Origin of the sequence: Luteimonas composti, assembly GCF_042678665.1 — a bacterium.
GTDB lineage: Bacteria > Pseudomonadota > Gammaproteobacteria > Xanthomonadales > Xanthomonadaceae > Luteimonas > Luteimonas composti.
The window spans coordinates 456157-474644 of the sequence record NZ_JBHTKU010000004.1 but is presented as its reverse complement, the minus strand read 5'-3'; the positions used below and the strand labels follow the sequence as shown (position 1 = coordinate 474644).

General features: G+C 70.8%; 15 protein-coding genes. 6 read left to right on the top strand and 9 right to left on the bottom strand.

Going from position 1 to position 18488, the window contains the following annotated elements; genetic code table 11:
- Window positions 1–23 precede the first annotated feature (23 nt).
- Window positions 24–650 (top strand): DUF47 domain-containing protein, encoded by a 627-nt coding sequence (locus ACFQ2D_RS14215; RefSeq protein WP_280942464.1) that lies wholly within the window; start codon window positions 24–26, stop codon window positions 648–650.
- Between the two features lie 13 nt (window positions 651–663).
- The gene (locus ACFQ2D_RS14210) at window positions 664–1791 is read left to right on the top strand and encodes an inorganic phosphate transporter (RefSeq protein WP_280942465.1); all 1128 of its coding nucleotides are present in this window, start codon (window positions 664–666) and stop codon (window positions 1789–1791) included.
- An 85-nt stretch (window positions 1792–1876) separates the two neighbouring features.
- On the opposite strand, the gene ACFQ2D_RS14205 is transcribed toward ACFQ2D_RS14210, so the two are convergent.
- Window positions 1877–2305, bottom strand: a complete 429-nt coding sequence (locus ACFQ2D_RS14205; protein ID WP_342457129.1) for a hypothetical protein — start codon at window positions 2303–2305, stop codon at window positions 1877–1879.
- A 36-nt stretch (window positions 2306–2341) separates the two neighbouring features.
- Between ACFQ2D_RS14205 and ACFQ2D_RS14200 the strand changes: the two genes are divergently transcribed.
- On the top strand, window positions 2342–2683 hold the full coding sequence (locus ACFQ2D_RS14200; RefSeq protein WP_386795686.1) for an MGMT family protein: 342 nt from the start codon (window positions 2342–2344) through the stop codon (window positions 2681–2683).
- Between the two features lie 91 nt (window positions 2684–2774).
- Window positions 2775–3428 carry a rhomboid family intramembrane serine protease gene (locus tag ACFQ2D_RS14195; protein WP_280942467.1) on the top strand — a complete coding sequence of 218 codons (654 nt, stop codon included), beginning with the start codon at window positions 2775–2777 and terminating at the stop codon, window positions 3426–3428.
- Between the two features lie 52 nt (window positions 3429–3480).
- Here ACFQ2D_RS14195 and ACFQ2D_RS14190 read toward each other — a convergent pair whose 3' ends face one another.
- On the bottom strand, window positions 3481–5496 hold the full coding sequence (locus ACFQ2D_RS14190; RefSeq protein WP_280942468.1) for a M13-type metalloendopeptidase: 2016 nt from the start codon (window positions 5494–5496) through the stop codon (window positions 3481–3483).
- A 602-nt stretch (window positions 5497–6098) separates the two neighbouring features.
- Entirely contained in the window at window positions 6099–8177 is a 2079-nt protein-coding gene (locus ACFQ2D_RS14185) for a M13 family metallopeptidase (protein ID WP_280942666.1), read from the bottom strand.
- Window positions 8178–8377: 200 nt separating this feature from the next.
- Here ACFQ2D_RS14185 and ACFQ2D_RS14180 point away from each other — a divergent pair, with 200 nt between their 5' ends.
- Window positions 8378–9751, top strand: a complete 1374-nt coding sequence (locus tag ACFQ2D_RS14180; RefSeq protein WP_280942469.1) for an MBL fold metallo-hydrolase RNA specificity domain-containing protein — start codon at window positions 8378–8380, stop codon at window positions 9749–9751.
- Between the two features lie 15 nt (window positions 9752–9766).
- Here ACFQ2D_RS14180 and ACFQ2D_RS14175 read toward each other — a convergent pair whose 3' ends face one another.
- Both ACFQ2D_RS14175 and ACFQ2D_RS14170 read right to left on the bottom strand, forming a co-directional pair.
- The gene (locus ACFQ2D_RS14175; RefSeq protein ID WP_280942470.1) at window positions 9767–11620 is read right to left on the bottom strand and encodes a monovalent cation:proton antiporter-2 (CPA2) family protein; all 1854 of its coding nucleotides are present in this window, start codon (window positions 11618–11620) and stop codon (window positions 9767–9769) included.
- Window positions 11621–11624: 4 nt separating this feature from the next.
- On the bottom strand, window positions 11625–11993 hold the full coding sequence (locus ACFQ2D_RS14170; RefSeq protein ID WP_280942471.1) for a hypothetical protein: 369 nt from the start codon (window positions 11991–11993) through the stop codon (window positions 11625–11627).
- Window positions 11994–12410: 417 nt separating this feature from the next.
- Between ACFQ2D_RS14170 and ACFQ2D_RS14165 the strand changes: the two genes are divergently transcribed.
- The gene (locus ACFQ2D_RS14165; protein ID WP_386795685.1) at window positions 12411–13790 is read left to right on the top strand and encodes a DEAD/DEAH box helicase; all 1380 of its coding nucleotides are present in this window, start codon (window positions 12411–12413) and stop codon (window positions 13788–13790) included.
- Between the two features lie 102 nt (window positions 13791–13892).
- Here the strand turns inward: ACFQ2D_RS14165 and ACFQ2D_RS14160 are convergent, their stop codons facing one another.
- From ACFQ2D_RS14160 to ACFQ2D_RS14145, 4 genes are read right to left on the bottom strand one after another with little or no spacing between them, the layout of a single operon-like run.
- A complete protein-coding gene (locus tag ACFQ2D_RS14160) occupies window positions 13893–15017 on the bottom strand; it encodes a zinc-dependent alcohol dehydrogenase family protein (RefSeq protein ID WP_280942667.1) in 1125 nt (374 codons plus the stop codon).
- Window positions 15018–15022: 5 nt separating this feature from the next.
- Window positions 15023–15454, bottom strand: a complete 432-nt coding sequence (locus tag ACFQ2D_RS14155; RefSeq protein WP_280942473.1) for an acyl-CoA thioesterase — start codon at window positions 15452–15454, stop codon at window positions 15023–15025.
- Window positions 15451–16830 (bottom strand): hypothetical protein, encoded by a 1380-nt coding sequence (locus tag ACFQ2D_RS14150; RefSeq protein ID WP_280942474.1) that lies wholly within the window; start codon window positions 16828–16830, stop codon window positions 15451–15453. The genes ACFQ2D_RS14155 and ACFQ2D_RS14150 overlap by 4 nt, the downstream gene beginning before the upstream one ends.
- The gene (locus ACFQ2D_RS14145; protein ID WP_280942475.1) at window positions 16827–18470 is read right to left on the bottom strand and encodes a long-chain fatty acid--CoA ligase; all 1644 of its coding nucleotides are present in this window, start codon (window positions 18468–18470) and stop codon (window positions 16827–16829) included. Before ACFQ2D_RS14145 ends, ACFQ2D_RS14150 begins: the two co-directional genes overlap by 4 nt.
- Window positions 18471–18488 lie beyond the last annotated feature (18 nt).

The following is an 18488-nucleotide window of genomic DNA, read 5'->3' as shown; positions in this document are numbered from 1 at the left end:
CCCCGGCGGCGGGATCCATCGCGATGTTCTCCTTGCAAACCATGTTCGGGCAGGGCAACCAGTTCTACACGCTGCTCGAGGACGCCGCCGTGGCGGCCCACGACGCGGCCAAGGCCCTGCACGCCATGCTCCGGGAGGCCGACCGCCAGCCCGCCCTGGACGCCTTCAAGCTGGCCCGCCTGCGCGAGCGCGAGGCCTCGGACAAGATCAGCCAGGCGCTGGTGGACAGTTTCATCACCCCGATCGAGCGCGAGGACATCGAGGCGCTGGGCTCGGCGCTGTACAAGATCCCCAAGCAGATCGAGAAGTTCGCCGACCGCTACTCGCTGGCCACCCAGCACCTGGAGCACATCGACTTCGCGCCGCGCGCGGCGATGCTCGAGCAGGCCGCCGGGGTGGTGGTGGAGATGGTCAAGGCGCTGCGCGCGATGAAGCTCGAGCCGATGAAGGCGCTCAACGACCGCCTGCGCGCGCTGGAGAACGAGGCCGACCGGCTGATGCTCGAGCTCTACCGCGACATCTACTCGGGCAAGCTCGACCCGCTGCAGATGTTCCTGCTCAAGGAGTTCTTCGAGATCCTCGAGAAGGCGATCGACCGCTGCCGCGAAGCCGGCGTGGTCGCCTACGAAATCGTGCTCAAGAACTCCTGACCGGGCCGCCACGATGCTGACCCTGGTCATGGTGGTGGTGATCACCGCGCTGGTGTTCGAATACATCAACGGGTTCCACGACACCGCCAATTCGATCGCCACCGTGGTCGCCACCAAGGTGCTTTCGCCGATGCAGGCGGTGGGCCTGGCCGCCTCGATGAACCTGATCGGCGCGCTGGCCGGCACCGCGGTGGCCAAGACGATCTCGTCCGGACTGATCGACGCGGGCGTGATCGAGGTCGGCTCGCAGCTGATCCTGTGCGCGCTGCTGGGCGGCATCACCTGGAACCTGATCACCTGGTGGTTCGGCCTGCCGTCCTCGTCCTCGCACGCCCTGATCGGCGGCCTGATCGGCGCCGCGCTGGCGGCGGCCTACAACAACGTCGACGTGGTGATCTGGTCCGAGCCGGCCGAGCCGGTCTACCGCAGCGCCGGCGTGCTGTGGAAGGTGATCGTGCCGATGGTGTCCTCGCCGGTGCTGGGCTTCGCCGCCGGTTTCCTGATGATGGGCGTGCTGTTCTTCGTCATCTCTATGATGGCGCGCAGCGGCGGCATCCTGGCGCGCATCGCCCGGCCGCGCTGGGTCAACGGCTTCTTCGGCAAGGCGCAGATCGTCAGCGCCGCGGGGATGGGCTTCGCCCACGGCATGAACGACGCGCAGAAGACCATGGGCATCGTCGCGCTGACCCTGGTCAGTGCGCAGGCCGCGGGCACGCTCGACGTGCTGCCCGGCTGGCTGGCGTTCCTGCATCCGTCCGACGAGGCGCTGGCCAACGGCGACATCGACACGTGGATCAAGATCACCTGCGCCGTGGTGATGGCGGCCGGTACCGCCGCCGGCGGCTGGCGCATCATCAAGACGCTCGGCCACAAGCTGGTCAAGCTGCATCCGATCCACGGCTTCGCGGCCGAGACCAGCGCCGCATCGGTGATCCTGGCCGCGTCTTCGCTGGGCATCCCGGTGTCGACCACGCACAACATCTCGTCCGCGATCATGGGCGTGGGCACGGCCAAGCGCCTGAACGCGATCAAGTGGGGCGTGGTCCACAAGATGATCTGGGCCTGGATCCTGACCATCCCGATGTCGGGCGGGATCGCCTACCTGCTGTTCCGCCTGATGCAGAGCAGGGGCTGGGCCTGATCATCGGCGCGGGCGGGCCATGGCGTCGTCCGCGCGTGCCGCCCGGTGGCGGGGACGCCGCCCTGGCTGGCGCCCGCCGCCGGTCTTACAGCAGGTCGCCCTCTGCCGAGAGCGCCCGCTCCAGGCGGTCGCCCATGCCCCCCACCTCCAGCACCACGCGGCCGATCTCGGCGGCGCTGAGGCCGTCGTAGGGACGGTTCTCGCACAGCTGCAGGTAGGGCACGCCATCGAGTTCGCCGATGGCGAGGTAGCCCACGCGCGTGCTCCAGTTGAACGCCAGCGCGCGGCGCGCGTCGATGCCCGTGATCGGCGCGATCACCGTGCTCACGCGCAGGTAGTTGCGGCCGTCGTCGTCCTGCAGCTCCGCCAGGAAGATCGCCTGGTGGCGGCGCCCGCCGTCCAGCGAGAGCTCCACGCAGATCACGTAGGGCTCCTGCATGGTGACCCGGAAATCGCCGCCGAGCAGGTGGCGGCGGATCTGTTCGAAGTTCTGCATGGTGCTGCGGGCTCGCACGTCGGGACCCGGATATCCTAGTCGCCGATGGACGCCGTGTCTGCCGATCCGATCGCCGAGCGCATCCTGGCCGCGATCCGCGCCGTGCCGCGCGGCGCGGTCGCCGGCTATGGCCAGATCGCGCGCCGTGCAGGTCTGCCGGGGCGGGCGCGCCTGGTGGCGCGGCTGCTCTCGGGCAACGACGATCCCGCGCTGCCTTGGCACCGGATCCTGCGCAGCGACGGCAGGATCGCCTTTCCGGCCGGCTCGCGCGGATTCCGCGAGCAGGTGCGGCGGCTGCGCGCCGAGGGCGTGGTCGTCGACAAGGGGCGCGTGCGCATGCCGCCGGCCACGGACGGCGACCTCGATGCGGCGCTGTGGGGGCCGGCGCGCGACTGATCGCGCGACGGGAGCGGGAAAGACCATCCCGCGGCATCGACCGGCCGCCACGGCATCCCCCGTTATCATGGGCGCCAGTGCAGGAGCGCCGATGTTCACCAACCTTCCCCCCGTCACCAAGGCCTTGCTGATCGCCAACTGCGTGGTGTTCGCGCTGCAGCTGATGCTGGGCAGCGCGCTCGATCCGCTGATGCTGTGGCCGTGGCTGCCGCCGGAAGTCGCGTCCTACGCCCCGCACTCGTTCATGCCGTGGCAGCTGCTCACCCACGGTTTCATGCACAGCCCGAACAACATCGCCCACCTGCTGTTCAACATGCTGGCGCTGCTGATGTTCGGCGCGCAACTCGAGTACGCCTGGGGCCAACGCCGCTTCCTGACCTACTTCCTGGTGTGCGTGGTCGGTGCCGGCCTGTGCCAGCTGCTGGTGGTGTCCTGGAGCCTGCGCAACGGCGGCGGCTACTTCCCGACCGTGGGGGCCTCGGGCGGCGTGTTCGGCCTGCTGCTGGCCTACGGGATGCTGTTCCCCAACCAGCGGGTGATGCTGCTGATCCCGCCGGTGCCGATGAAGGCGCGCACCCTGGTGATCGTCTACGGGGTGGTCGAGCTGGTGCTGGGCGTCACCGGCACGCAGTCGGGCGTGGCCCACTTCGCCCACCTGGGCGGCATGCTGTTCGGCTGGCTGCTGATCCGGCACTGGCGCGGGCAGCCCCCGTTCGGCGGCCGCCGCATCCGCCGCGTGGTCTAGGCAATCCCCGGCGGCCGGATGGGGGCCCGGCCGCCGTCGCGCGATCCGGCGCTCAGCGCCAGATCGACACCTGCTCGTCTGCCTTGCGCATCATCGCGTTGCCGGCCTTGCAGCCGAAGGTTTCGATGAAGGCCGGGTGGTTGACCAGGGGGCCGTTGGCACGCCACTGGCCCGGCGCATGCGCGAGCGTGGACGCGTTGCGGGTGGCCGTTTCCGGCGCAAGCTGTTCGCGCCACAGGCCTGCCCAGGCGCGGAAAAACGACTCCTTCGCAGCCTTGTCCGGCGGCGGCTGCATGGCCGACAGCGCATCGAACGCCAGCTCCACCGCGGCCAGGTCCGCCACGTTCTGCTCGCGGGTCAGCGCGGCGTCCACCCGCAGCCCTTCCGTGGCGGGATAGGCGTAGGCACCGTACTGCGTGGCCAGCTGGTCGGCGCGGCCGGCGAAGGCGGCCTCGTCGGCGGGCGTCCACCACGCGCGAAGGTTGCCCGACGCGTCGACCAGCTGGCCCTTGAGGTCGACCGCACGCGAGAGTTCGTGCCCGACCAGTGCGCCGAAGCTGCCGTACTGGGCCGCGGTGTCCTGGCTCATGTCCAGGATCGGCGCCTGCAGGGCGGCGGCGGACACGACCAGGCGGTTGTGCGCCAGGTCGTAGGCCAGCGCCGGCTGCTGCGGCAGCACGTCCCAGCGGCGCTGGGCATCGCCGCGACCGATGCGGCGCATCTCCTCGCGGTGGCGCCAGGTCGAGGCGATCAGCATGTTGCTGCCGAAGCTGGTGCGGCCCATCGGCTGCACGCTGAAATCGAGGTCGTCGCGGGGCGCGCCGATTTCGATCTTCAACGCCTGCAGCTTGGCCCTGGCTTCGGTGCGCGCCGTCTCCGACAGCCAGCTGTTGCGTTCCACCGACCGCAGCAGGGCATCGCGCACCTCGCCCGCGACCGACTCGGCGCGCGAGCGCGTGGCCTGGGGCAGGTAGCGGGCGACGTACTCGCGCGCCAGCATCGGGCCGGCGGCGCGGTTGATCGCGTCCAGCACCTGCGTGTCGCGCGCCGCCGGCGCGGCGAGGCCGCGCAGGACGCGGCCGTTGAACGAGAAATCCGCCTCGCGGAAATCCTTCGACAGGTACGGCGCCATCGCGTTGCCGATCTGGTAGCGCAGGTACACCTTCCACTGCGCCGGCTTGAGCGTGCGCACCAGGGTGTCGAGTTCGGTGAAGTAGGCCTGGTGCGCCATCGACACGTTCTCGGCGACCACGCCCTGGGCCTGCAGGAACTCGACCAGCTGCAGGTTGCGGAACTGCTTGGCGAAGCCCGCGGTCGGCACCAGCGCGTAGTTCTCGCGCGGATCGCGCAGCGAGGTAATCGGCCTGGATGCGCGCGCGATGCGCGTTTCCAGGTCCAGCACCATCGCCATCTCGTCCTTGAGCTTGTCGGCCGGGGTGCCGGTCAGCGCGAGGATCTTCTCCACGTACTCCGTGTAGCGGCCGAGCAGGGCGCGCGTGTCGGCATCGTCGCGGGTGTAGAAGGCCGGGTCGGGCAGGGCCAGGCCACCCTGCGAGAAGTAGCCGATGTGGCGGTCCAGGTCGCCCAGGTCGAGGTCGGCGGTGAAGTTGAACGCCACGGGGATCCCGACCTGGTGCAGGGCCGCGATCGACGGCGCCACGTCCTTGCTGCGCCTGATCGCGTCGATGCGTGCGACCAGCGAGGCGATCGGCTGCGCGCCGTCGCGTTCCACCGCGGCCTCGTCGATGCCGCTGGCCCAGAAATCGCCCAGCAGCTTCTGCACGTCGTTCTGGGGGTTGAGCACGGCCTCGTCGAGCAGGGCGCGCTGCTGCAGCAGCGCCTGCTGCTGAAGGGTGCCGAGCGCGGACACGCGGCCGCTGCCCGCGATCACCGTGTTGGCGGCCAACCAGTCCTTGTTGACGAAGCTGTAGAAGTCGCTGCAGGCGGTGATGGCCGGTTCGGCCGGCTTCGCGGCGCGGCGCTTGCGCTGGGCATCGGCATCACCGGACGCCAGCACCAGCACCAGGCTGGCGGCAAGGGCGGCGGCGAGCGGCTTCTGGATCGGCATGGAGCAGCTCCGGGGCACGGGGGAAGGCCGGGGATTCTACCAAGGGCACTGCGGGAACCTTCACCGGCCTGGCCTGCCGTCGCGCGCAGCGCCGCCAGGTTGCCAGGTCCTTTCGTGCCGGTAGCCGCGACGCCTGCGGATGTGTTCAGGCTGCGGTTTCGGCTGGACGCCGCGCGCTGTCGGGGCGGGGTCGCTTTTCCCTCGGTCGGGGCTTCCTGCCCCGACTCGGGCGCGCGCCATGGCGCGCTTGTCGCGAGCCCGCCCCGCCAGCACGCGACTCGTCGCTGTTCATTGCCCGGCTTCTGCCGTAGAGCGCACCCACGGCGCTGAGCGCGCGGGACCACGAGCGAAGGGGCGGCTGACCTCGACTCTCGAGGGCGCGGCATCCCCGCAGCGACGCCGCAGTGACCGCGGGGGAGAGGTGGCACGCGGCACATGACCGTGCCGCGGCCGCACGTGCGGCAGGGACCCCCGCCGAGCGGTGCGCCCTCTCCCCGGGGGCGCTGCGGCCCTTCCGGAGCCCCGTTCGCTTCGCCCCGCACGCCTGAAAGGAAAAGCCCGGCATTGCCGGGCTTTTCCAGGGTGCAGACAGCGGGTCGGGATTACCAGATCACGACCTGGTTGTCGCCGTCGCGCACCATCGGATCGCCCGGCTTGCAGTTGAAGGCGGCGGCGAACGCCGGCAGGTTGGACGGCGCGCCGATGGCACGGAACTCGGCCAGGGCGTGCTCGTCGGTGACCAGGCGCTTGCTCACCTCTTCCGGGGTGAAGTTGCGGCGCCACACGGTGGCCCAGTTGAGGAAGAAGCGCTGGTCGCGGGTCAGGCCGTCGGTCATCGGGTCGGGCGTGCCTTCGGTGGCCTTCTTCATCGCGTCGTAGGCCATGGCCAGCCCGCCGAGGTCGCCGATGTTCTCGCCCAGCGTATGCGTGCCGTTGAGCGCGCGGCCGTCGGCCAGCTTGTAGCCGTCGAACTGCGCGACCAGCTTGCCGGTGCGCTCCTTGAACGCGGCCGCGTCGGCCTCGGTCCACCAGTTCTCGAACTTGCCGGTCGCGCCGAAACGGCTGCCCTGGTCGTCGTAGCCGTGGCTCATCTCGTGGCCGATCACCGCGCCGATGCCGCCGTAGTTGATCTCGTCGGTGGCCTCGGGGTCGAAGAACGGCGGCTGCAGGATCGCGGCGGGGAACACGATCTCGTTCTGCAGCGGGTTGTAGTAGGCGTTGACCATCTGCGGCGGCATGGCCCACTCGGTCTTGTCGACCGGCTTGCCGATCTTGCCGATCTGCCACTTGTAGTTGAACTCCTGCGCGGCGAGCACGTTGTCCAGGTAGCTCTCGCGGCCGGTTTCCAGCCCGCTCCAGTCGCGCCACTTGTCGGTGTAGCCGATCTTGGTGGTGAACGCGGCCTGCTTCTCCAGCGCCTTGGCCTTGGTCTCCTCGCTCATCCATTCCAGGTTCTGGATGCGCGCCTTCAGCGCCTCGCCCAGGTTGGCGACCAGCGCTTCCATCTTGGCCTTGGATTCGGCCGGGAAGGCGACGTCGACGTACATCTGGCCCATGGCCTCGTCGACCTGGCCGTTGATGGTGTCGAGCACGCGCTTCCAGCGCGGCTTCATTTCCTTCTGGCCGCTCAGGGTCTTGTTGTGGAACTCGTAGTGCTGCTGAGCGAAGGCGTCGGACAGGTAGGGCGAGGCGCCGTCGACCACGTGGAAGCGCAGGTAGCTCTTCCACTGCTCGACCGGAACATCGGCCAGCATCGCGTCGACTTCCTTGAAGTAGTCCGGGACCGACACCGAGAACAGCTTCGGCTGCTCGATCCCCTGGGCCTCGAAGAACTTCGTCCAGGAGAAATTGGGCGTGAGCTTGTCGGCGTCGGCGACCTGCATCGGGTTGTAGTACAGCGACACGTCGCGCGAGAACTCGGCGCGCGACTTCGACACCTTCGCCAGGCGGGTCTCGAACGCCATCACGTCCTTGGCCTGCTGCTGCGCGTCGGCCGCCGGCACGCCGGAGAGTTCCAGCACCTTGGCGATGTGGGCCACATACGCTTCGCGGATCTGCGCGTGCTTGTCGTCGCTGTAATAGGTGGTATCGGGCAGGCCCAGGCCGCCCTGACCGGTGGCGGCGATGTTGATCGAGGAATCCTGGAAGTCGGGCATCGCGCCGACGCCGAGCAGGAAGCCCTGGCCCTTGGCCGCGGTCTGCTGCAGCCAGGCGACGATGCCGGCCGAATCGGACAGCGCGTCGATCGCCGCCAGTTCGTCCTTCAGCGGCTCGATGCCCTGTGCGTTGATCTTCGCTTCGTCCATGCCGGTGGCCCAGAAGTCGCCGACCAGCTTCTCGACGCCGGTGGCGTTCTCCAGGCCCGCCGCGTGCTCGGCCAGCTGCTGCTGGATGGCGGTGGAGCGCTCGTCGAGCATCTCGAACGCGCCCCAGCTGGTGCGGTCGCCGGGCACCGGGTGCGCGGCCAGGAACTTGGCGTTGGCATAGCCGGCGAAGTCGACGCAGGCGTTGCGGGTGTCGTCGAGGTCGGCGAACTGGAAGCGGTTGACGTCGGGCAGCTTGCTTTCGTCGAGGGTGAATGCGGGGGGGGCATCCGCGGCGGGGGCGGAGGCGGTGCCTTCGGCGGCGTCCTTGCCGCCGCAGGCGGACAGGGCCAGGGCGACGGCGGTGGACAGGAGCAGCAGGCGGGGTGTGGTGGCGCTCAAGGCGGATCTCCGGATCGATGGACGGCGACGACGGACCCGCCGGCGCCGGTGTGGCCGCACTCTACGCCGCTGGTTGCGCGGCCGGGGGTGTCGTAGGTCATGCGCGGCGATCGGACCGATTGCCCCAAGGGTCGTGAAGACGTGCAGAATCAGCTGTTTGGACACGGAGGCGCGGCATGCGTGTGCATTTTCACGGCGCGGCGGGGGAGGTCACCGGCTCGATGCACCTGGTCGAGGCGGCGGGCAGGCGCATCCTCCTCGACTGCGGAATGATCCAGGGCGGACGCGAGGCCGAGGCGCGCAACTTCGAACCGTTCCCGTTCGACCCGTCCTCGATCGATGCGCTGGTGCTCAGCCACGCCCACATCGACCACATCGGCCGGGTGCCGCGGCTGGTCTGGCAGGGTTTCCGCGGCCCGATCTACGTCCAGCAGGCCGGCGCCGAGCTGCTGCCGGTGATGCTGCTCGACGCGGCCTCGCTCGCCGAGAGCGACGCCGATCGAGAGAACCGCAAGCGCCGCCAGGGCGAGCCGGAAGCGATGCCGCTGTTCACTCGCGAGGATGTGCACGCGGTGCTGGACCTGGTGCGTCCGCTGCCCTATGGCGCGCGCACCTCCATCGCGCCGGGCGTGGAGATAGCCCTGCGCGATGCCGGCCACATCCTCGGTTCGTCGATCGTCGAGCTGTGGGCCGACGGCCGCAAGCTGGTGTACTCCGGCGACCTCGGCCCACCCGGCACGCCGATCCTGCGCGATCCCGAGCCGGTGCGCGAAGCCGACCTGGTGTTGATGGAATCCACCTACGGCGACCGCAACCACCGCGACCGGCTCGACACCATCCACGAGTTCGGCGACCTGCTGGAGCAGGCCTGGGAGGCGCGCGGCAAGGTGCTGATCCCGGCGTTCGCGGTGGGTCGTTCGCAGGAGCTGCTGTACTGGTTCGCGCGGCACTGGGACGAGTGGCGGCTGTCGCGCTGGCGGATCTTCCTCGACAGCCCGATGGCGGCGAAGGTGGTGGCGATCTACGACCGCCACCAGGCGCTGTTCGACGAGGATGCGCGCGCGGTCTGGAAGGGCAGGCCCGATCCGTTCCGCCTGCCCAACCTGCATATCACCGAGTCGACCGACCAGTCGATGGCGATCAACCGCATCGAGAACGGCGCGATCGTGATCGCCGGCAGCGGCATGGCCAACGGCGGCCGCATCCTGCACCACTTCCGCCACGGCATCGACCGCCGCAGCACCCACGTGGTCTTCGTCGGCTACCAGTCCGAGGGCACGCTCGGCCGGCGCCTGGTGGACGGCGCGAAGTGGGTGCGCATCCATGGGCACGACCATCGCGTCAACGCGCGCATCCATACCGTCGGCGGCCTGTCGGCGCATACCGACCAGCGCGGCCTGATCGCCTGGTACGAAGGCTTCGAGGGACGCCCACCGCTGGTGCTGGTACACGGCGAGGACCGCGCGCGCGAGGCCCTGGCGGGCGAGCTGGGCGAACGCGGCCCGGCGGACGTGCGGCTGGCGCGGCCGGGGATGGTGGTCGACGTCTGAGCGGGCGCCGCGCCTTCAGCCTGCCTGGTCGTCCGCGGCGGGCGGCGCGGCCTGTTCCGCCTCCGCATTGAGCGCGCGACTGGCGCGGCGCGGCGGCACGAAAGGCGTGGGCTTGGGCGCGTTGCGGTCGCGGTTGCCGATGACCAGGCGCGCGCCGGCGCGCGGATCGTTGCTGGCCACCTCCAGCTCGAAGCGCTCGGCATCGAGCCGGCGCACCTGCGCCGAGATCGCCGCCGCCTCGTCCGCATCCACGCCCAGCGCGCGCAGCGCCGCTTCGCCGAAGGCCACGGCCGAGCCGAAGGTCTCGCGCACCTGCAGGTGCGCGCCGGCATTGACCAGGGTGAGCGCGTGCTGGCGGTCGTAGGCGCGCACCAGCAGCTTCGCCTGCGGAAACTGCCTGCGGGCCAGCTCGACGATCCGGGTGGCGCCGGCGGGATCGTTGACGCAGACCGCGATCGCCCGCGCCGAGCCCGCGCCCGAGGCGTGCAGCACGTCCAGGCGGCGGCCGTCGCCGTAGTACACCTTGAAGCCGAACTTCGAGGCGTTGCGGATCATGTCGATGTCGTTGTCGATGATGGTCACGTCGACGTCGCGCGCCAGCAGCGACTGGCTCATCACCTGGCCGAAGCGGCCGAACCCGATGATCAGCACGCTGCCGGTCTGTCCGTCCGCCACGTCGACGTCATCCAGCGACGGGCGCGCGGTCTCGCGCAGCAACGGACGCATGGCCAGCGCCACCAGCGGCGTGAGCACCATCGACAGGACCACGATCGCGGTCATGCTGTCGTTGGTGCGGCCTTCGATCACGCCCGCGGCCTCGGCCGCGGCGTACAGCACGAAGGCGAATTCGCCGCCCTGCGCCATCAGCACCGCGCGGTCGAGCGCGTCGCGATGGCTGCTGCGCATCGTCCGCGCCACCAGGTAGATGCACAGCCCCTTGGCCAGCATCAGCGCGGGCACGGCCAGCACCACCAGCCGCCAGTCGTCGCGGACCACGTCCAGGTCCAGCGACATGCCCACGGCCAGGAAGAACAGGCCGAGCAGGATGCCGCGGAACGGCTCGATGTCGGCCTCGATCTGGTGGCGGAAGGTCGAACCCGACAGCAGGACGCCGGCCAGGAACGCGCCCATGGCCATCGACAGCCCGCCCATCTCCATCAGCACCGCCGCGCCCAGCACCACCAGCAGCGCCGCGGCGGTCATCACCTCGCGCGCCTTGGCCGCCGCCAGCAGTCGGAACAGCGGATTGAGCAGGTACAGGCCGGCGACCACCAGGCCGAGGATCGAGGCGAGCGCGATCCCGACCGCGGCGAACCGCGACGGCGCCTCGGGATCGGCCGGCGCATGCGACATCAGCGCCACCGTGGCCAGCAGCGGCACGATCAGCAGGTCCTCGAACAGCAGGATCGAGACCATGCGCTGGCCGCGCGGCAGGGCGATGTCGCCACGCTCGCCCAGCAGCTGCATCACGATCGCGGTGGAGGTGAGCACGAAGCCCGCGCCGCCGATGAACGCGGCCTGCGAGCCGAGGCCGAACATCAGGAAGACGCCGGTCAGCGCCGCGCCGGCGGTGCAGATCTGCAGCGCACCGAGGCCGAAGATCTGGTGGCGCAGGCTCCACAGGTGCGACGGGCGCATCTCCAGCCCGACCACGAACAGGAACATCACCACGCCCAGCTCGGCGAAGTGCAGGATCGCCTGCGGATGCGAGAACCAGCCGAACCCGAACGGGCCGATCACCAGTCCCGCGGCGAGGTAGCCGAGCACCGAGCCCAGCCCCATCCGGCGGAACAGCGGCACGAACACCACCGCCGCCCCGAGCAGGGCGACGGCGCCGAGCAGGGCATTCGGGCCCGCTTCGGCGGCCACGACCTCAGCGCCTGCGGCCGGAGCTGGTGAGCGCCACCAGCAGGAATCCGCCCGCCAGCCCCGCGTCCTTCATGAACTGCAGCAGGTGGGTGCCGGCGGCCGCGCCTCGCGCGGACCAGAACGGATGCGCCAGCGCGGCTTCGGCCAGCACCAGCACCGCGGCCAGCATCGCGGTCACCGGCAGGCGCCAGGCCGCGGCGACCAGCACGCCCAGCACGAGTTCCGCGACGCTGAAGCCCAGGTCCGGGCCGCTGATGGCCACGCCCTCGTAGGCGCGCCACAGGCGCCACCCGCCGGTGACGATCAGCGTGCTCGCGAGCAGCAGGCGGGCAAGGCTGATGCCCGGACTCGATTGCGAATTACGGAAGGACATGCGGTGCGCGCGTGCGGGAACCCGCAAAGGGTGTCACAGGCGATGGCGCCGCTTCCAGTCCGCGCGGCTGGGCCGGCCTCGATCCGGAGGCGGACCTGAGCCGTCGCCCACGCACGCAACGCCGCACGCTGGCGCCGGGCCTTCACATGCGGCTACAATGGCCGCGTTTGCAACACGGCTGCCCCGCCGCTTTCGAGCGGCCACGATCCTGGCAGGCCGGCCCGGGCCCCGTCCCGTGGCGTCCTATTCCGCACGTCTTTCGTCGCGCAGACACGGCCCGGAAACCTCCGGTCACCGTCAAAACATTGCCCCGAACGCGGATCTGGATGGTTCCGGGCAAGCCAGTCGAAGCAGCGTCGACACCGCCTCCCACCGGGACGCGGGGGCGCGGCCGCGGCTGACACGGAGCGAATCCACATGCTGTTCGAAGACCTCGGGCTTTCGCCCGCGCTGCTGCGCGCGCTGTCCGATACCGGCTACACCACCCCCACCCCGATCCAGGCGCAGGCGATCCCGCCGGCGCTCGATGGCCGCGACATCCTCGGCGCGGCGCAGACCGGCACCGGCAAGACCGCCGCGTTCGGCCTGCCCCTGCTGCACCGGATGGCGAAGATGACCCCGGCCAAGGGGCCGCGCAAGCCGCGCGCCCTGGTGCTGGTGCCCACCCGCGAGCTGGCCGTGCAGGTGGCCGACAGCCTCAAGGCCTACGGCCGCCACCTGCGCCTGAACGTCACCATGATCTTCGGCGGCGTCGGCATGCAGCCGCAGATCGAGAACCTGCGCCGCGGCGTCGACATCCTGGTCGCCTGCCCGGGCCGCCTGATCGACCATCTCGACGCCGGCCACGCCAAACTCGACGCGGTCGAATTGCTGGTCCTCGACGAGGCCGACCGCATGCTCGACATGGGCTTTTTGCCCTCGATCAAGCGCGTGCTCTCGCGGGTGCCCAAGCAGCGCCAGACCATGCTGTTCTCGGCCACCTTCGAGCCGCGCATCCGCGCCCTCGCCATGGAGCTGCTGAACAACCCGACCGAAGTGCAGGTCGCGGCGCAGAACACCATCGCCGAGACCATCACCCACCGCGTGCATCCGGTCGAGGGCGCGCGCAAGCGCGACCTGCTGGTCGAGATCCTGGCCCGGCGCCATACCGACCAGGTCCTGATCTTCGGCAAGACCAAGCACGGCTGCAACCGCCTTGCCGAACAGCTGGAAACGGCCGGCCTGAAGTCGGTGGCGATCCACGGCAACAAGAGCCAGGCGCAGCGCCAGAAGGCGCTGGACCAGTTCAAGTCGGGCAAGGCGCGGATCCTGGTGGCGACCGACGTGGCCGCGCGCGGCCTCGACATCCCCAACCTGCCGCTGGTGATCAACCACGACCTGCCGATGGTGGCCGAGGACTACGTGCACCGCATCGGCCGCACCGGCCGCAACGGCGCCTCGGGCGAAGCGCTGTCGCTGGTCGCGCCGGAAGAGGGCGGCCTGCTGCGCCAGATCCAGCGCATGCTCAAGGCCGACATCGTGATGGAAGCGGTGGACGGCTTCGAGCCGAGCCGCCCGATCCGCCTCGATGCGCCGATCCCGAAGAACGGCGGCGGCCAGCAGCGCCGGCAGCCGCCGGGCGGCCGCGCCCCGCAGCGTCCGGGCGAGCAGAGGCCCGGCGGCCAGCGCGCCCCGCGCAAGGCAGGCGCGCGTGGCCACGGCAAGCCGGGCGACCGCGGCGCGCACGCGCATGCGCACACCGGCAAGCCGGCGTCGCGTCCGGCGCGCGGCGGCCAGCGCGTGGATTCGCGCGCGTAAGCACGTCGCGCGATCCGCTGGATCGACGAAGGCCGGCCCCTCGCGGGGCCGGCCTTTCTATTGCGCGGGAGGTGTCGGCAGGCGTTGGCGCCCGGCCGTCCGTCAGTCGAACAGCACCACCTGGCGGATCGCCTCGCCGCGGGCGAGCCGGTCGAATCCGGCGTTGATGTCGTCCAGCGCCAGCGTATGCGTGAGCAGGCGCTCGACCGGCAGCCGGCCGGCGCGATGCAGGGCCACGTAGCGCGGGATGTCGCGGTGCGGCACCGCCGAGCCCATGTACGAACCCTTGACCGTACGCTCTTCCGCGACCAGCCCCACCGCCGGCACGCTGAACATGCGGTCCGGCGCCGGCAGTCCGACCGTGATCGTGCAGCCGCCGCGACGCGTCGAGGCGTAGGCGGTGGCGAGCACGCGCTCGCTGCCGGCGGTCTCGATGGCGTGGTCGGCGCCGCCGCCGGTGGCCTCGCGCACCTGCGCGGCGACATCGCCCTCGCGCGCGTCGATGCAGTGGCTGGCGCCCAGATCGCGCGCCAGCGCCAGCTTCTCGGGGACCACGTCGACGGCCACCAGCGGCCAGGCCGAGCAGGCGGCTGCGCCGAGCACCGCCGACAGGCCGACGCCGCCAAGCCCGAACACCGCGACCGATTCGCCCGGGCGCACGCCGGCGGTGTTCACCACCGCGCCCACGCCGGTCATCACCGCGCAGCCGAACAGCGCGGCGATGGCCGGCGGAAGGTCGGGATCGATGCGCACCGCCGAGCGTTCGGACACCACTGCGTATTCGGCGAAGCCCGACACGCCCAGATGGTGGTGCAGCGGCGCCTCGTCTGCATCGCGCAGCCGCATCCCGCCGTCGAGCAGGGCGCCGGCGGCGTTGGCGGCCGCGCCGGGCTCGCACAGCACCGGGCGCCCGCAGGCGCAGGGATCGCAGTGCCTGCACATCGGCACGAACGAGAACACGACCTGGTCGCCCAGCCGCAGGCCGGCGACGCCCTCGCCCAGTTCGACCACCTCGCCGGTGGCCTCGTGCCCGAGCAGCATCGGCAGCGGCCGCGGACGCGAGCCGTCGATTACCGACAGGTCCGAATGGCACAGGCCCGCCGCGCGCACGCGCACGCGCACCTCGCCGCGGCCGGGCGGCTGCAGCCGGACGCTCTCGATCGCAAGCGGGCGCGACTGCGCATACGGTGCCGCCGCGCCCATCCGGCGCAGCACCGCCGCGCGCATCGTGGTCACGGCGCCGGCTCCACCACCAGCGGGGCCAGCGCGGCGCGGATGCGGTCGGGGATCGGCGTGCTGCGCCGGGCCTCGCGGTCGACGAACACGTGCACGAACCAGCCTTCCGCCGCGGGTGCTTCCTCGCCGGAGCGGAACAGGCCGATGCCGTAGCGCACGCTGCTGTTGCCCAGCTTCTCCACGCGCAGGCCGGCATCGACGCTGCCGGGGAAGGCGATCTCGCGCAGGAAGCGGCAGTGCGATTCGGCGCACAGGCCGATCGCCGCGCCGCGGTGGATGTCCAGCCCGCCCTCGGTGATCAGGTACGTGTTGATCGCCGTGTCGAAGTAGCTGTAGTACTCGACGTTGTTGACGTGGCCGTAGACGTCGTTGTCCTTCCAGCGCGTGGGGATGGACAGGAAGTGGCGGTAGTCGGCGCGGGTGCTCATGCGCGCTCCCCGCCAGGGGCCGGCGCGGGCGCCGCCTTCTGCTCGCGTCCGACCAGCAGCCACCAGCACGCCACCGCGGCCGCGAGCGCGATCCAGGGATCGAACAGCGACAGCGCCACGCCGCCCAGCACCGCGCTGCCGCGCTCGGCGTTGCTGCGCGGGATGGCCATGCCGATGTAGGCGCAGGCGAAGCCGGTGGTCACCAGGGTGATCGCCAGCGCCACGCCCAGCAGCGGCTGCAGCCCGGTCAGCAGCGGCAGCAGGAAATAGATCACCGGCAGGCCCATCATGTAGTAGGAGATCAGCCCGCTGTGCAGGTCGCGCATGGACTGGCGTCCCTGCCGCCAGCGCGACACCACCACCACGTGCACACCCGCCCACAGCGCGCCCTGGGTGGTGAAGAACGGCGCCACGAGCGCCGACGCCGCGTTGCGCGCCGCCAGGGTGAGGTGCGAGCGGCGCGCGTCGATGCGGATCGGATCGTCCGGGCGCGCGGGCTGCGCCTCGCGGATCACCGCCTCGGCGGTGACCCAGTCGCCGAACGTGATCACGTAGGTGAGCAGCACCAGCGGCAGCACGTCCAGGTACATCGACGGCGAGGGCCAGCCGATGGAGAGCGGCGACATCTTCGCCAGCGCGTCGCCGACCGGCGGCAGCATCCAGCCCCACTGCACGTCGTAGCTCACTTCGCCCACCAGCGGCCCGACGATGGCGGCCGCGAGGAAGCCGGGCAGCAGGCCCAGCGCGACCAGGTGGCGCAGCCACGGCATCCGGCCCTGCAGGCGCTGCAGCGGCGCGGAGAACACCACCACCAGGCAGATCGCGCAGGCCAGCAGGATCGACACCGGCTGCTGCTCCAGGAAACGCGGCGCGTCGGTGACGAACACCTGGCGGAACGCGGCCAGCGCCGAGCCGATCAGGATGGTGGCGCGCAGCGTCGGCGGCAGCCAGGCGATCAGGCGTGGCCCGGCGCGGGTGATGCCCAGCACGAACACCAGCAGCGCGAACGACAGCGACATCGCCGTCATCGCCTGGAAGCGCAGCGCCGGCGTGTCGTAGCGCGCCAGCACGAAGGCCAGCACCAGCGGTAGCGCCGGCGTGATCCAGCCCGGCGCATAGGGCTCCCCGAACACCCACAGCGCGATCACGATCAGGGTGCTGACCAGCAGCGAGGTGGCGATGGCTTCGTCGAAGCTCATGCCGAAGTAGCCCATCAGGATCGGCACAAGGGCCAGGCCCGTCGCGGTGGCGACCAGCAGGCCCTGCGCGATCTCCGGCCAGTGCGGACGGGTGTGCAGGAACGGCAGGCGGAAGGTGAACGGCCCCCAGCGCCAGCCCGTGTTCTCGGCGACCGGCGGCCCGTGCGCGCCGCTCATGGCGCGCGCCCGTCTTCGGCTTCCTGCAGGGCGCGCCACTGCACCTTGCCGGTCGCGCTGCGCGGCAGCGTGGTACGGAACTCGACCGCGTGCGGCACCTTGTAGGCGGCCATGTGCCCGCGCGCCCATTCGATGATGTCCGCGGGCGTCGCGTCATGGCCTTCGCGCAGCACCACCACCGCCTTGGCGCTTTCGCCGCGGTGCGCGTCGCGCATGCCGATCACGCAGGCCTCCTGCACGGCGGGGTGGCCGTAGAGCAGGGCTTCGACCTCGGCCGGCCAGATCTTGTAGCCCGAGGCATTGATCATGCGCTTGAGCCGGTCGACCATGAAGAAATAGCCCTCGTCGTCGACATAGGCCAGGTCGCCGGTGCGCAGGAAGCGCTTGCCGTCGATCTCGACGAAGGTCTCCGGGTCGTTGGCGGGACGGCCGTGGTAGCCCAGCATCACCTGCGGGCCGTGGCTGACGATCTCGCCGACCTCGCCCGGCGGCAGTTCCTCGAAGGTCTGCGGATCGACCACGCGCGAATCGACGTCGAAGATCGGAAGCCCCAGGCACTGCGGCTTGGGCCGGTGCACGGGATTGAGATGGGTCGGCGCCATCGTTTCCGACAGGCCGTAGCCCTCCACGTAGTCGATGCCCCACAGCTGGCGGATGCGCTCGGCAACGGCCCTGGGCATCGCCGCGCCGCCGCCGGTGAGGATGCGCATCGAGGACAGGTCGAAGGGCGACAGGTCCTGGTGCAGGAAATCCATCAGCATGGTCGGGATCGCGGTCCAGGAGCCGCAGCGGTGGCGCTCGATCAGCTTCGCCGCGCAGGCCTTGTCCCAGCGCGTCATCACCACGATGGTGTTGCCGCGCCAGACCGGCGTGGTCACGCCGTTCTGCATGCCGGTGACATGGAACATCGGCAGGTTGGCCAGGACCACCGTGTCCTTCGGCGCGAAGCACCACTCCGGCCCGGCCACGGTGGTGTGCATCACCGTGCGGTGCGTATGCAGGCAGCCCTTGGGATGGCCGGTGGTGCCGGAGGTGTAGGGCATCACCGCGAGGTCGTCGGGCCCGGCCAGGTGCGGGGAGGGCGACAGCCCTGCGTCCAGTGCGTCCTGCCAGGCGACGGCGCCGTCGAAGCGTTCGCGCGGCAGCGCGACCACCTCGGGCAGGGGCAGGTCGGTCTCCGCGTCGGCGTAGTCGGAGTAGGTGGCGACCACGGCGTGGTCGATCAGCTCGCCGCGCAGCGGCAGCAGTTCGGGCGCGAGTTCCTGCGCCACCAGCGCGGTGCGCGCGCCGCTGTCGCGGACGATGTGCCGCACTTCCTCGAGCCGGTTCATGCTGTTGACCGGTACCACCACCGCATCGGCGCGCAGGATGGCGTGGAAGGCGACGACGAACTGCGGGCAGTTCTGCATGAACAGCGCGACGCGGTCGCCGCGCGCCACGCCGCAGCGCTGCTGCAGGTAGCCGGCGAGTGCGTTCGCCTGCGCATCGAGCGTGGCGTAGTCGAGCGCGCGTCCGTAGTAGATCGTCGCCGGCCGCCGCGGGTAGCGGCGCGCGCTGACCGCGAGGTTGTCGTACAGCGAGGTCTGCGGCAGTTCGAGGTGGTGGGGCAGGCCGGGCGGCCAGTGCGGGGAACGTTGCATGCTCGGCTCCTGTGTCGG

What these genes read in the sequence shown, in the direction of transcription:
- ACFQ2D_RS14215 (WP_280942464.1), top strand. Translation starts at nt 24, where the DNA reads ATGTTCTCCTTGCAAACCATGTTCGGGCAGGGCAACCAGTTCTACACG.
- ACFQ2D_RS14210 (WP_280942465.1), top strand. Translation starts at nt 664, where the DNA reads ATGCTGACCCTGGTCATGGTGGTGGTGATCACCGCGCTGGTGTTCGAA.
- ACFQ2D_RS14195 (WP_280942467.1), top strand. Translation starts at nt 2,775, where the DNA reads ATGTTCACCAACCTTCCCCCCGTCACCAAGGCCTTGCTGATCGCCAAC.
- ACFQ2D_RS14190 (WP_280942468.1), bottom strand. Translation starts at nt 5,496, where the DNA reads ATGCCGATCCAGAAGCCGCTCGCCGCCGCCCTTGCCGCCAGCCTGGTG.
- ACFQ2D_RS14180 (WP_280942469.1), top strand. Translation starts at nt 8,378, where the DNA reads ATGCGTGTGCATTTTCACGGCGCGGCGGGGGAGGTCACCGGCTCGATG.
- ACFQ2D_RS14170 (WP_280942471.1), bottom strand. Translation starts at nt 11,993, where the DNA reads ATGTCCTTCCGTAATTCGCAATCGAGTCCGGGCATCAGCCTTGCCCGC.
- ACFQ2D_RS14165 (WP_386795685.1), top strand. Translation starts at nt 12,411, where the DNA reads ATGCTGTTCGAAGACCTCGGGCTTTCGCCCGCGCTGCTGCGCGCGCTG.
- ACFQ2D_RS14160 (WP_280942667.1), bottom strand. Translation starts at nt 15,017, where the DNA reads ATGCGCGCGGCGGTGCTGCGCCGGATGGGCGCGGCGGCACCGTATGCG.
- ACFQ2D_RS14155 (WP_280942473.1), bottom strand. Translation starts at nt 15,454, where the DNA reads ATGAGCACCCGCGCCGACTACCGCCACTTCCTGTCCATCCCCACGCGC.
- ACFQ2D_RS14150 (WP_280942474.1), bottom strand. Translation starts at nt 16,830, where the DNA reads ATGAGCGGCGCGCACGGGCCGCCGGTCGCCGAGAACACGGGCTGGCGC.
- ACFQ2D_RS14145 (WP_280942475.1), bottom strand. Translation starts at nt 18,470, where the DNA reads ATGCAACGTTCCCCGCACTGGCCGCCCGGCCTGCCCCACCACCTCGAA.